The sequence below is a fragment of the Proteus sp. PR00224 genome (assembly GCF_016238105.1).
In the GTDB taxonomy this organism is placed as follows: domain Bacteria; phylum Pseudomonadota; class Gammaproteobacteria; order Enterobacterales; family Enterobacteriaceae; genus Proteus.
In genome coordinates this window covers 201488-214528 of sequence record NZ_JAEHQU010000002.1, presented here as the reverse complement: position 1 = coordinate 214528, position 13041 = coordinate 201488, and the positions used below count along the sequence as shown (strand labels likewise).

General features: G+C 40.0%; 11 protein-coding genes. All 11 read left to right on the top strand.

Going from position 1 to position 13041, the window contains the following annotated elements:
- Nucleotides 1-40 precede the first annotated feature (40 nt).
- Nucleotides 41-535: a Fe-S cluster assembly transcriptional regulator IscR gene (gene iscR / locus JEP71_RS04380; RefSeq protein ID WP_006533450.1), complete on the top strand. Its 495-nt coding sequence runs from the start codon at nt 41-43 to the stop codon at nt 533-535.
- A 68-nt stretch (nt 536-603) separates the two neighbouring features.
- Nucleotides 604-1818: an IscS subfamily cysteine desulfurase gene (locus JEP71_RS04375; RefSeq protein ID WP_100158398.1), complete on the top strand. Its 1215-nt coding sequence runs from the start codon at nt 604-606 to the stop codon at nt 1816-1818.
- 24 nt (nt 1819-1842) lie between these two features.
- Nucleotides 1843-2229 (top strand): Fe-S cluster assembly scaffold IscU, encoded by a 387-nt coding sequence (gene iscU, locus JEP71_RS04370; RefSeq protein WP_006533447.1) that lies wholly within the window; start codon nt 1843-1845, stop codon nt 2227-2229.
- A gap of 89 nt (nt 2230-2318) precedes the next feature.
- Nucleotides 2319-2642, top strand: coding sequence for an iron-sulfur cluster assembly protein IscA (gene iscA, locus JEP71_RS04365; protein WP_006533446.1), 324 nt, complete (start codon nt 2319-2321; stop codon nt 2640-2642).
- Nucleotides 2643-2690: 48 nt separating this feature from the next.
- A complete protein-coding gene (gene hscB / locus JEP71_RS04360) occupies nt 2691-3212 on the top strand; it encodes a co-chaperone HscB (protein ID WP_100158400.1) in 522 nt (173 codons plus the stop codon).
- A gap of 11 nt (nt 3213-3223) precedes the next feature.
- Nucleotides 3224-5074, top strand: a complete 1851-nt coding sequence (gene hscA, locus JEP71_RS04355; RefSeq protein WP_198625819.1) for a Fe-S protein assembly chaperone HscA — start codon at nt 3224-3226, stop codon at nt 5072-5074.
- A gap of 2 nt (nt 5075-5076) precedes the next feature.
- On the top strand, nt 5077-5412 hold the full coding sequence (fdx, locus tag JEP71_RS04350; protein WP_198619730.1) for an ISC system 2Fe-2S type ferredoxin: 336 nt from the start codon (nt 5077-5079) through the stop codon (nt 5410-5412).
- A 15-nt stretch (nt 5413-5427) separates the two neighbouring features.
- Nucleotides 5428-5622, top strand: coding sequence for a Fe-S cluster assembly protein IscX (iscX, locus tag JEP71_RS04345; protein ID WP_006533441.1), 195 nt, complete (start codon nt 5428-5430; stop codon nt 5620-5622).
- 280 nt (nt 5623-5902) lie between these two features.
- Nucleotides 5903-7198 (top strand): aminopeptidase PepB, encoded by a 1296-nt coding sequence (gene pepB / locus JEP71_RS04340; RefSeq protein ID WP_198625818.1) that lies wholly within the window; start codon nt 5903-5905, stop codon nt 7196-7198.
- 27 nt (nt 7199-7225) lie between these two features.
- Nucleotides 7226-7651 carry an enhanced serine sensitivity protein SseB C-terminal domain-containing protein gene (locus JEP71_RS04335; RefSeq protein ID WP_196534111.1) on the top strand — a complete coding sequence of 142 codons (426 nt, stop codon included), beginning with the start codon at nt 7226-7228 and terminating at the stop codon, nt 7649-7651.
- A 288-nt stretch (nt 7652-7939) separates the two neighbouring features.
- Nucleotides 7940-13033, top strand: a complete 5094-nt coding sequence (locus JEP71_RS04330) for an alpha-2-macroglobulin (RefSeq protein WP_198625817.1) — start codon at nt 7940-7942, stop codon at nt 13031-13033.
- The last annotated feature ends 8 nt before the right edge of the window (nt 13034-13041 follow it).

The following is a 13041-nucleotide window of genomic DNA, read 5'->3' as shown; positions in this document are numbered from 1 at the left end:
ATGACACAATTTGATTATTGTTCACCACGGAGTATTTGTTATGAGACTGACATCAAAAGGGCGTTACGCAGTTACTGCAATGCTTGATGTTGCATTGCATTCACAGCAAGGCCCTGTCCCCCTCGCTGATATTTCAGAGCGTCAAGGGATTTCCCTTTCTTATCTTGAGCAGCTTTTCTCACGTTTGCGCAAAAATGAATTAGTCGCAAGTGTTCGTGGTCCTGGTGGCGGCTATTTATTAGGTCGTGATGCAGGGCAAATTTTTGTTGCTCAAGTTATTTCTGCGGTTGATGAATCTGTCGATGCTACCCGTTGTCAGGGTAACAAAGAAGGTTGTCAAGGTGGCGATCGTTGCCTGACTCATACTTTGTGGCGTGATTTAAGTGATCGTATAACCAGTTTCCTAAGCAGTATCAGCCTTGAAGAGTTAGTCAATAACGAAGAGGTTATGGATGTCGCCGATCGTCAAGACAATGAAAAACGCCATGCTATCAATGGTCGTTTACAAGAAACCATTGTTAATATGCGAGTTTAACGGCGATCTCTAGGTAGGCAAAAACAAAATTATTAAAGAAGATCCGTCGTCTTTGGAGTTAGTGAGCAATGAAATTACCCATTTATCTAGATTATTCAGCAACCACTCCCGTTGATCCACGAGTTGCTGAAAAAATGATGCAATGCCTGACTATTGATGGCATTTTTGGTAACCCAGCCTCTCGTTCACACCGTTTTGGTTGGCAAGCAGAAGAAGCTATCGATATTGCACGTAATCAGATTGCTGATTTAATCGGTGCAGATCCTCGTGAAATCGTATTCACATCAGGCGCAACTGAAGCTGATAACCTCGCACTAAAAGGTGTTGCTAACTTTTACCAGAAAAAAGGTAAGCACATCATCACTTCAAAAACTGAACATAAAGCCATTTTAGACACTTGTCGTCAACTTGAGCGTGAAGGTTTTGAAGTGACTTATTTAGCACCAAAAAGTGATGGTCTGATTGACCTGAAAGAGCTTGAAGAAGCGATGCGTGAAGACACTATTTTAGTTTCTATCATGCATGTAAATAACGAAATTGGTGTTGTTCAAGATATTGCTGCTATCGGTGAATTATGCCGTAGCAAAGGTATTGTTTACCACGTAGATGCAACACAAAGCGTGGGTAAACTACCGATTGATCTCTCTAAGTTAAAAGTTGATTTACTTTCTCTTTCTGCGCATAAAGTTTACGGCCCTATGGGTATTGGTGCGCTTTATGTTCGTCGTAAACCACGCATTCGTTTAGAAGCTCAAATGCATGGTGGCGGACATGAGCGTGGTATGCGTTCAGGTACATTAGCCGTTCACCAAATTGTAGGTATGGGCGAAGCTTACCGTATTTTGAAAGAAGAAATGGCTGATGAAACTAAACGCTTAAACGAATTACGTTTACGTTTATGGAATGGCATTAAAGATATCGAAGAAGTTTATATCAACGGTTCTTTAGAACATACTGCGCCAAATATTCTTAATGTGAGCTTCAACTATGTTGAAGGCGAATCATTAATGATGGCACTGAAAGATCTTGCTGTATCTTCAGGCTCTGCCTGTACTTCAGCTAGTTTAGAACCTTCTTATGTACTGCGTGCTTTAGGTTTAACTGATGAACTTGCACACAGTTCTATTCGCTTCTCTCTGGGTCGTTTCACCACTGAAGAAGAAATAGATTATGCAATTGAACAAATCCACAGTGCCATTGGTCGCTTACGTGATCTTTCGCCACTTTGGGATATGCATAAACAAGGTGTTGATATCAACAGCATCGAATGGTCTCACCATTAATCAGACGTTTTCAGGAGTTAAATCATGGCTTACAGCGAAAAAGTAATTGATCATTATGAAAACCCTCGTAATGTGGGATCATTTGATAATAATGACCCTACTGTAGGGAGTGGTATGGTTGGCGCACCTGCTTGTGGTGACGTTATGAAACTGCAAATCAAAGTTGACGATAATGGCGTAATTGAAGATGCGCGTTTTAAAACTTATGGTTGTGGTTCAGCAATTGCATCAAGTTCACTGGTAACAGAATGGATGAAAGGCAAAACATTAGATGAAGCCGAATCTATTAAGAACACAGCAATTGCAGAAGAATTAGAATTACCACCAGTGAAAATTCACTGTTCAATTCTTGCAGAAGATGCAATAAAAGCAGCGATTGCAGACTATAAAAGCAAACGCCAAGGCAAGTAATTGTCTTTTATAATAAAAAAATAAAATATTGGCGGATGCTGAAACTTTTTTTCAGTATCCGCTTTCGTTCTTTATGAGTGAGGTGTGCCATGTCAATTTCCCTTACAGAATCCGCCGCTAATCGAGTTCGCTCTTTCTTATCTAATCGTGGAAAAGGTGAAGGTTTGCGTTTAGGCGTAAGAACATCTGGTTGTTCTGGAATGGCTTATGTTCTTGAGTTTGCTGATGTCATCAATGACGAAGATACTGTTTTTGAAGACAAAGGTGTGAAAGTTATCGTTGATGGTAAAAGCATGGTCTATTTAGATGGAACAGAGCTTGATTTCGTCAAAGAAGGATTAAACGAAGGCTTTAAATTTAACAACCCAAATGTATCGAATGAGTGTGGTTGTGGTGAGAGCTTCACTGTGTAATTTGTGTTAAAACACAGTATTAACGTTAATTAATCCAAGAGTAGATGTATGGACTATTTCACACTATTAGGCATGCCTAATCGTTTTGATATTGATAAACAGCAACTTGCTACACGTTATCAAGATATGCAGCGTCAATATCACCCAGATCGTTTTGCAGGTCAGTCTGAAAAAGAACAGGCTCAAGCAATCTCGCTTGCTTCAACCATCAATCAGGCTTATCAGACCTTAAAAAATCCACTCTCAAGAGCTGAATACATGCTCTCATTACACGGTATCGATATTGCTAATGAGCAACAAACGATGCACGATACTGCATTTTTAATGGAGCAACTCACATTACGTGAAGAGCTGGATAACATCGAACACAGTGCTGAAGCCGAAAGTTTGTTAGCCGATTTTTCTGCGCGTTTAGAAAAAATGTACACAGTACGCCATGATGAAATGGTCAAAACGTTAGATAATCAAACTTGGGATATTGCTGCAGATAATGTGAGAAAATTGCGTTTTCTCGCAAAATTAAAAGAGCAAGTAGAGCAACTTGAAGAACGCTTGTTTGATGGTTTTTAAGGGAAATAGTTATGTCATTATTACAAATTAGTGAACCGGGTCAAACGCCTGCACCGCACCAGCGCCGACTTGCAGCGGGTATTGATTTAGGTACGACACACTCATTAGTTGCCACTGTACGTAGTGGGCAAGCCGAAGCGCTTTCAGACAGCGAAGGTCGCTATTTATTGCCATCTGTTGTGCAGTATCAAGTTGATAATATCAATGTTGGTTGGAATGCTAAAAAAGAAGCAGAAAAAGATCCTGCTAACACGATAAGCTCAATAAAAAGAATGGTGGGTCGCTCACTGAGTGATGTGACAAGCCGTTATCCAAACCTTCCTTATCATTTTCATGAAAATGACAACGATCTGCCATTAATTAAAACCGCAGCAGGTATTGTCGATCCTATCCAAGTCTCCTCTGACATATTAAAAACATTAGCAGAGCGCGCGATACAATCATTAGGTGGCGAACTTGATGGTGTTGTTGTTACTGTGCCTGCTTATTTTGATGATGCTCAACGTCAAGGCACAAAAGAAGCGGCTCGTCGTGCGGGTTTACATGTTCTACGTTTATTAAATGAACCAACAGCGGCAGCTATTGCTTATGGTCTAGATTCAGGAAAAGAAGGCACCATCGTTGTTTATGATTTAGGTGGTGGTACTTTTGATATCTCTGTTTTGCGTTTAACTAAAGGCGTTTTTGAAGTCTTAGCGACTGGCGGTGATACTGCCTTAGGTGGTGATGATTTCGATATGATGCTGGCAGACTGGATAAGAGAACGTGCTGGTTTTGGTCATCAAAAAGATGCTGTATTACAACGTCAATTACTAGATGTTGCATCAGAAACCAAAATTGCATTGAGTGATAACGATGTTGCAGATATCAACATTAATGGATGGAAAGGTGAGATCACTCGTGCTGAGTTTGAATCATTAATTCAATCATTAGTGAAACGTACATTATTATCTGTTCGCCGCGCATTAAAAGACGCGGATGTTGAAATAGATGAAGTTCTAGAAGTGGTTATGGTTGGTGGTTCAACACGAGTGCCATTAGTTCGTCAAATGGTGGGTGATTATTTTAAACGAGAACCGTTAACCTCTATCGATCCAGATAAAGTGGTTGCCATTGGTGCTTCAATCCAAGCTGATATTTTGGTGGGCAATAAACCGGATAGCGAAATGCTATTGCTAGATGTTATTCCACTTTCTCTTGGTCTTGAAACAATGGGCGGATTAGTTGAAAAAGTGATCCCTCGCAATACCACTATTCCTGTTGCCCGAGCGCAAGAATTTACGACATTCAAAGATGGTCAAACGGCAATGAGTGTTCACGTTGTTCAAGGTGAACGTGAAATGGTGAGTGATTGTCGTTCTTTAGCACGTTTCACATTACGTGGAATTCCTCCAATGGCTGCGGGTGGCGCACATATTCGTGTCACTTTCCAAGTTGATGCTGATGGTTTACTCAGTGTCAGTGCAATGGAAAAATCAACGGGTGTTGAAGCCTCAGTACAAGTCAAACCGTCTTATGGTCTTAGTGATACTGAAATCGCTAAGATGATCCAATCTTCGATGGAAAATGCCCAAGAAGATTTACAAGCTCGCCGTTTAGCCGAGCAAAAAGTCGAAGCAGCTCGCGTGTTAGAAAGTTTAACTGCAGCATTAGAAGAAGATGCTCATCTGTTAAATGAAGATGAGAAAATGGCTATCGACAAAGTTGTAGATACCTTAATAGAGAGCGTTGAAGGAACAGATCCTGTTGCTATTGAAAACGCGATTAAACTACTGGATAAGCAAACTCAGGATTTTGCAGCGCGTCGTATGGATTCATCTATTCGACAAGCGTTGGCAGGTCATTCTGTGGATGAGATATAACTATGCCTAAAATTGTATTTTTACCCCATAGCACACTGTGCCCTGAAGGTGCTGTTGTTGAGGCAACAGAAGGTGAGTCTATTCTAGATGTTGCATTACGCAACGGCATTGAGATTGAACATGCTTGTGAAATGTCTTGTGCATGTACAACTTGTCACTGTGTAGTGCGTGAAGGTTTTGATTCACTAGAAGAGAGCTCTGAGCTTGAAGACGACATGTTAGATAAAGCATGGGGTTTAGAGCCAGAAAGCCGCTTGAGTTGCCAAGCAAAAGTGACTGACGAAGATTTAGTTGTTGAGATCCCTAAATATTCGATTAATCACGCAAGAGAGCATTAATTTTAGGAGCCGAGCATGAAATGGAGTGACACGCGTGAAATAGGGGAAGCATTATTTGATCTTTACCCTGACACTGATCCTAAAACGGTACGCTTTACTGATATGCATCAGTGGATTTGTGATTTAGAAGATTTTGATGATGATCCACAGAAATCCAATGAAAAAATTCTTGAGGCTATTTTACTTGTTTGGCTTGATGAATTTGAATAATTGCTGACATCGTAAATTTAAAAGACTAGCTAATTGCTGGTCTTTTTGCATTATGGCCTTTCTCACTTTGCTTTATCAGTGATTTAAAAATAACCATAAAGAGGGAAGTATGGGGATTTTATTGTGCGATCTTCTTCGAGGTATATCATGTAAATACGTAAGATCACTGGATGATAATGGTGACCTCTTTGTTTTTGCAGTAAATTGATCACGCTAAACGGTAAATATCTGGTAGTCTGAATAGGTTAACTGCCACCAGTAATAATAAGTGAGACAATAAATGAATAAACAAATTATGCCTATCATGCTGTCAAATGAACCTGCTGCTGCATGTTGGGGTGAAAAAGCACTAATTAGCACTAGCGAAACCGGCATGACAATCCACTTAACGGAAGAAAACCGTTTAGGCGCTATTCAGCGTGGTGGACGTAAAGTTGATGGCCAAGGTATTCGTAATGTTGCACTTGTTGGCGAAGGCTGGGATTTAGAACGTAGTTGGGCTTTCTGGTTAGGATTTAGAGCACCTAAAGGCGCTCGTTCAATCGAATGGCCACAATTAAAGGATGCAGATAAACACGAACTAGAATCACGTATTCGCATCGTTGATTGGGTTAGAGATACCATCAATACACCAGCTGAAGAATTAGGGCCTGAACAACTAGCACAACGCACAGTTGATCTGTTCTGTGGTCTTGATAAAGAAGATATTAGCTATAAGATCACCAAAGGTGTTGATCTGCGCGATCAAAATTATGCCGGTATTTATACAGTAGGACGAGGCTCTTCTCGTGATCCTGTCTATTTAGCATTAGATTTCAATCCAACAAAAGATAGCAATGCCCCTGTATTTGCTTGTTTAGTCGGCAAAGGTATTACTTTTGACTCAGGTGGTTATAGCATCAAACCTTCATCATCCATGAATTCAATGAAAGCCGATATGGGTGGTGCAGCAACCTTAGCAGGTGCTTTAGCATTAGCGGTTACTCGTGGTTTAAATAAACGCGTAAAACTACTGCTCTGCATCGCAGATAATATGGTCAGCGGTAATGCCTTTAAATTAGGTGATATTATTCGTTACCGTAATGGCAAATCAGTTGAAATCATGAATACAGATGCTGAAGGCCGTTTAGTTTTAGCTGATGGTTTAATTGATGCAAGCAATATTGCACCAGAGCTGATTATCGATGCAGCAACATTAACGGGTGCAGCTAAAGTTGCAGTAGGTAATGACTACCACTCTGTATTAAGTTTTGATGATAAATTAGCAACAGAGCTACTGACTAGCGCTGAACAAGAAAATGAATTGTTCTGGCGTCTACCATTAGCGGATTTCCATCGTAGTCAATTACCTTCTAGCTTCGCTGATTTAAATAATATCGCAGCACCTTCTCATACTGCAGGTGCAAGTACTGCGGCTGCATTCTTATCGCACTTTGTCACTAACTACAAAAAAGGTTGGGTACATATCGACTGTTCAGCAACGTACAGAAAATCTTCTGTAGAGCAATGGGCGGCAGGTGCTACGGGTTACGGTGTACGTTCTATCGCGAATTTGTTATTAGCAAAAGCAAAATAATAAACGTTATTTGATTTGGAGTTTGTAATGGGTGTATCTGAACAATTTGAGACACAAGAAATTGTTTCTGTTGAAGGTTCTTCTTTAAAGTTGAGTGTTCTAGAGCCACAACCTGAAAAATTAACAACCGCGCTTAGCGAGTTTTTTGGTGAACATAAACCGATCCGCCGCGCCTTTATTGTTAATGCTCAGGAGCAAGATGATGAAGAGTCATTTTATCTTATTGGTTTAGAAATAACGGGTGAAGAAGATGTGATCATGCAGATACTCCCACAAGCGGCTGAATCGGCTTTTGAATATTTAGAAGAAGGACAATCTCTAGATTTTTGCTTTGTGAATAAAGATGAAAAAGGCGTGAGTCATTTTATGATCCACCATGTATCACCTTTTTATCAACGCAAACTAGGGGGATTCTTAAGAAAAGGCATCCCAATAGTTAATTTGGATAGTTAATACAGCCCTCTAAATTTAGGCGATATCTCATCAGATATCGCTTTTTTTTATCTTATAATAGAAAATTGACTAAATTAGCAAATTGTTTGCATTTTTATATAACGCTTTGTTTTAGCTAGGCTTTGTTTTTAAAGTAAAAATAAGACGACTTTGTGTTGTAATTTATTTCGTCTTACGCGGTAAAAGATAGCTTATTAAGTTATTCTTTATCTTATTAGCATAAAAAAATACATATATTATCTCTGCCTGCATAGAACATCGCATTATTCAGGGGTTGAATTAAAGGAAATGGATATGAACCAAAACCAATTTAGACAATATACAGAAAAGAGAGGCTATCGTTGGAGCTCTCTTGCTGTTGTATTGGCATCAGCATTGGCTCTTACAGGTTGTGATGATAAAACGGATGAAAACACATCATCTGCTGATAAGACGCAAAATACACAAGTGGCAGAGCAAAAAGATACCGCTCAGAGCACATCAGGTACTGCAACTCAAATAAGCGAAAAACCAGCAGTTACAACAAAAACGAATAACGAAACTGCATTAAAAAGTAAAGAAGTCCGTGATGAGTTGGCAATGCGTTTTGCTGGAAAAGAAGTCACCGTATTAGATGCATCAGAATTACAGCGTGATGGTGCGAGCACAATGGTTGTGACTTTCTCTGTACCGCTTGATCCTGACCAAAAGTTTGATGATGTTATTCATCTTGTTGATACCAAAAAAGGGAAATTAGAAGGTGCGTGGGAGCTATCTGATAACCTAATGGAACTACGTTTCCGTCATTTACCACCATCAACAGAATTAAATTTAACTATTGATGAAAAAATAAAAGGTATTAATGAACGTACATTAACGACACCTTTTAGCCAGAAACTAACAACAGAAGAAATTTTCCCATCTGTTGGCTTTACCAGTAAAGGATCGTTACTGCCACTTGAAGCGGCTGAAGGTCTACCCATCATTGCGTTAAATGTGGGGCAAGTTGACGTAAACTTTTTCCGTGTTAAAGATGAGCAATTAGCCCAATTCTTAACGCAATGGGAAAGCCGTTCTAATATTAACTATTGGGAATCAGATGAGTTTTTATCTCAAGCTGATCTGGTTTATACCGGTCGCTTTGAATTAAACACAGAAACAAATACCCGTGAAAACGTGTTGTTACCGCTAAAATCAATAGATGCCCTGAAAAAAGAGGGTGCCTACATTGCGGTTATGCAACAAGCGGGTAAGTATTCTTATACGGTGCCAGCAACGGTATTTACATTTAGTGATATCGGACTGTCGATGCACAGTTATCTTGATACGTTAGATATCTTTACCCAATCACTTAAAAATGGTTCTGCATTAGATAAAGTAGAAATTCGCCTATTAGATGAAAAAGGTGGATTGATTTCTAAAGCACAGACAGATAGCCAAGGGCATGCCACACTTGAGAAAAGTGATAAAGCACGTTTATTAATGGCTATTCGTGATGGGCAAACCAGTATGATTGACTTGCGTAAACCTGCGCTTGATCTGTCTGAATTTGATATTGGTGGCCCACAAGGTTATAGCAAACAGTTTTTTGCTTTCGGCCCACGTGATCTCTATCGTCCCGGTGAAACATTGATCGTTAACGCATTGCTACGTGACGGTGATGGTAATCCTATTAAAGAGCAACCTGTTAAAGTCGATCTGCTTAAAACAGACGGGCAAGTGTCTCGTAGTTTTGTTTGGCAACCTGAAAAGGGGCTTTACCAATTAAAATTAGTTATTCCTGCGGATGAAAATACTGGTACACGTACCTTACGTTTTGATGTAGGCGATGGTACACCTCGTTTCTATGAGTTTCAGGTCGAAGATTTTATGCCAGAACGTATGGCATTAGAAATCACTGGTAAGAAAGGCATTTTATTGAGTGGTAATGACGCTTATTTTGACATTAAGGGTCGCTATCTTTATGGCGCACCAGCTGCCGATAATCGCTTACAAGGGCAAGTCTTCTTAAAAGCCTCTCGTGAAGCTGTCAGTAAATTACCTGGATATGAATTTGGTACTGTAAAAGATGAAAACTTCAGCCGTCTACTGGATGAGTTTGAACTTAATTTAGACTCTGATGGTGAAGGTGAGTTAAGTGTTGATAGTGAACGCTACGCTGAGTTGAAATCACCTATCAATATTATTCTACAAGCAAGCTTACTTGAAGCGGGTGGACGTCCTGTTACTCGTCGTTATCAACAAGCAGTTTGGCCTGCCACTCATCTTGCGGGTATTCGTCCTGTCTTTCCTAAAAAAGAAGTCTACGATTATCGTACAGACAAATATAAATCAGGTTATAGCGTTGATGAAAACTCAATGGCTGAATTTGAAATTGTCTATACAGACCAAGACGGCAAAAAACTACCTGCTAATGATCTGAAAGTGAAGTTTATCTATGAACGCCATGATTATTACTGGCGTTGGTCTAGTTCGAATGGCTGGGAATCTGGCTATAACGAAAAAGATCTGCAAATGGATGAGCAAACAATTAAGATTGCGAAAGATGGCACCGCAAAAGTGGCATTCCCTGTTGAGTGGGGCTCTTATCGTATTGAAGTTGTTGATCCTAAAACAGAATTAGTTAGTAGCCTACGTTTCTGGGCAGGTTATTCTTGGATGGATAACACTGGTGGAACAGGCGCGGTAAGACCAGACCAAGTTAAATTGAAACTGGATAAAGATGGTTATTTACCGGGCGAAAAAGTTAAGTTAAACATTGTTGCACCTCATCCGGGTAAAGGTTATGTGTTACTTGAATCAAGTAATGGACCTTTATGGTGGCAGGAAATTGATGTACCAGAAAAAGGGCTTGATGTTGAAGTGCCTATTAATAAAGAGTGGGCAAGACACGATCTCTATCTGACTTCTGTTGTTGTAAGACCAGGAGATACTTCAAAACAAGCGACAGTAAAACGTGCTGTGGGTATTTTGCATTTACCATTACAGGATAAAAACCGTCGGATTGATATTTCACTTGATGCACCTGAAAAAATTCGCCCTAACCAAGATTTAAAAATTCGTATTAAAGCGAATCCAGTTGCTGGTCAGCCATTACCTGAAAATATTAATGTATTAGTTTCTGCGGTTGATACTGGTGTATTGAATATCACAGAGTATAAAACCCCTGATCCTTACGATGCCTTCTTTGGTCGTAAACGTTATAGCATTGACCAATATGATGTTTACGGTCAATTAATTGAAGGGCAAGGTCGTTTAGCTAACTTGCGTTTTGGTGGTGATGGTGGTGAAGCTGCCGCATTATCTCGTGGTGGCAAAAAGCCATTAACTGATGTGCAAATTATTGCTCAACAAACAGCTCCTGTAAAATTAAATGCTCAAGGTGAGGGCGAAGTTTCTTTGCCTATTCCAGAGTTTAATGGTGAAGTTCGTTTAATGGCGCAAGCTTGGACTGCGGATAAATTTGGTAGTCAGGAAGGTAAAGTTGTTATTGCTGCACCTTTAGTGACTCAGCTTTCATTACCTCGCTTTATGGCTGGTGGTGATAATGCACTTTTATCGTTAGATTTAACCAATCTGACAGATGATGCACAATCTATTACCTTAAATTATACCGCTTCAGGGTTGGTGGGGTTAGGTGGCGATGAAAGCAAAACTGTCTCGCTAACGAAAGGTGAACGTACTCAAATTCAAATCCCAGTAAAAGCGAAACATGGCTTTGGTCAGGGGGAATTCTCACTGTCTATTTATGGTATTAAAGTACCAGGTGAAGAGATTAAACCTTATCACAATACATGGAATATTGGTGTTCGCCCTGCATTCCCAGCAGAAACTATTCATTATGCAAGCACATTGCAAGATGGTGATACTTGGCGCTTACCATCAGAAATTTTAAGTCGCTTTAATAGCTCAACGCTTGAAGGTGAGTTATTACTAACAAGCCGTCCTCCGTTACAAGTGGCGCGTTATGTTAGAGAGCTATTTGCTTATCCTTATGGTTGCTTAGAACAAACAGTCAGCGGGCTTTATCCTTCACTGTATTCAACAGAAAAAGAGTTGAAACAGTTGGGAATTAAAACGCAAACTGATGCTGATAGAAAAGCGGCTATTGATAAAGGTATTGCTCATCTGCTGACGATGCAAAAGTCAGAAGGCGGATTCTCTTTATGGGATCAAGGTGGACGTGAAGAATATTGGTTAACCGCTTATGCGACTGACTTCTTATTCCGTGCGTCACAACAAGGTTATTCAGTTCCAACTGATTCATTAAAACGTGCGAATGATCGTTTATTACGTTATTTACAAGATAAAAGCTTAGTTAACTATGAATATGCGGTTAATCAAGATGCAGCACGTTTCTCAGCAAGGGCTTATGCCGCGTTAGTATTAGCTAATCAGCAAAAAGCACCTTTAGGTGAATTACGTCGTCTCTATCTTGAGCGTAATCAAGCAGGAAGTGGTTTAGCCTTAGTTCAGTTAGGTATCGCATTAAAACTGATGGGGGATGGCAGCCGCGCTGAAAGCTTGATTGCTGAAGGTGTGACAACAACGCGTAAATATAATTATGGATTGGGCGACTACGGTAGCACCATTCGTGACCAAGCATTAATTATTGCATTGTTAAGTGAAAATAACCTTGAAACACAATCTCGTGATGCAAGTGTGATGACACTATCTGATAACTTAACAAGCCGTGAATGGTTCTCAACCCAAGAAAGTAACTCGTTATACCTTGCTGGGCGCTTCTTTATTAATATGGCAGAACAGCCTTGGGAAGTTGCTGTTAATCGTCAAGTTCCCGCAATCAGTAGCGATCGTGCAGTCAATGAGACATTAACATCAGCACAATTACAAGAAGGCTTAGAGCTAAATAATCGTGGTGGTGCCGCGATTTATTCTCGTATGAATATCGTGGGCTATCCTAAAGTGGCTCCTGCTCCTTATAGTAATATATTAAATATCCATCGCAGTTATTATGATTTGAAAGGAAACCGCGTTCATCCTAATCGCTTACAAAGTGGTGAAATGCTGGTGGTTAAACTGGAAGTTTCTGCTGATAGAGACGTACCTGATGCATTAGTTGTTGATTTATTACCAGCTGGTCTTGAAATCGAAAACCAAAACTTAGCATCAAGTAGTGCAAGCTTAAGTGATAGTGCTGCAGACTTGCAGGAATTTATCGACGATATGGGACAAGCGAATATCAAACATCTTGAGTATCGAGATGATCGCTTTGTTGCCGCTATCTCTGTTGATAAATATCGCCCTACGACATTGCTCTATTTAGCAAGAGCTGTAACACCAGGTAACTATCAAGTACCACCACCACAAGTTGAATCCATGTATGTGCCTTATTGGCGTGCAATAGGATCAACAGAAACCAAGATTGACGTTGTTCCTTAAATCTTGTA

Coding starts and splice junctions, on each gene's coding strand:
- iscR (WP_006533450.1), top strand. CDS start 41: ATGAGACTGACATCAAAAGGGCGTTACGCAGTTACTGCAATGCTTGAT.
- JEP71_RS04375 (WP_100158398.1), top strand. CDS start 604: ATGAAATTACCCATTTATCTAGATTATTCAGCAACCACTCCCGTTGAT.
- iscU (WP_006533447.1), top strand. CDS start 1,843: ATGGCTTACAGCGAAAAAGTAATTGATCATTATGAAAACCCTCGTAAT.
- iscA (WP_006533446.1), top strand. CDS start 2,319: ATGTCAATTTCCCTTACAGAATCCGCCGCTAATCGAGTTCGCTCTTTC.
- hscB (WP_100158400.1), top strand. CDS start 2,691: ATGGACTATTTCACACTATTAGGCATGCCTAATCGTTTTGATATTGAT.
- hscA (WP_198625819.1), top strand. CDS start 3,224: ATGTCATTATTACAAATTAGTGAACCGGGTCAAACGCCTGCACCGCAC.
- fdx (WP_198619730.1), top strand. CDS start 5,077: ATGCCTAAAATTGTATTTTTACCCCATAGCACACTGTGCCCTGAAGGT.
- iscX (WP_006533441.1), top strand. CDS start 5,428: ATGAAATGGAGTGACACGCGTGAAATAGGGGAAGCATTATTTGATCTT.
- pepB (WP_198625818.1), top strand. CDS start 5,903: ATGAATAAACAAATTATGCCTATCATGCTGTCAAATGAACCTGCTGCT.
- JEP71_RS04335 (WP_196534111.1), top strand. CDS start 7,226: ATGGGTGTATCTGAACAATTTGAGACACAAGAAATTGTTTCTGTTGAA.
- JEP71_RS04330 (WP_198625817.1), top strand. CDS start 7,940: ATGGATATGAACCAAAACCAATTTAGACAATATACAGAAAAGAGAGGC.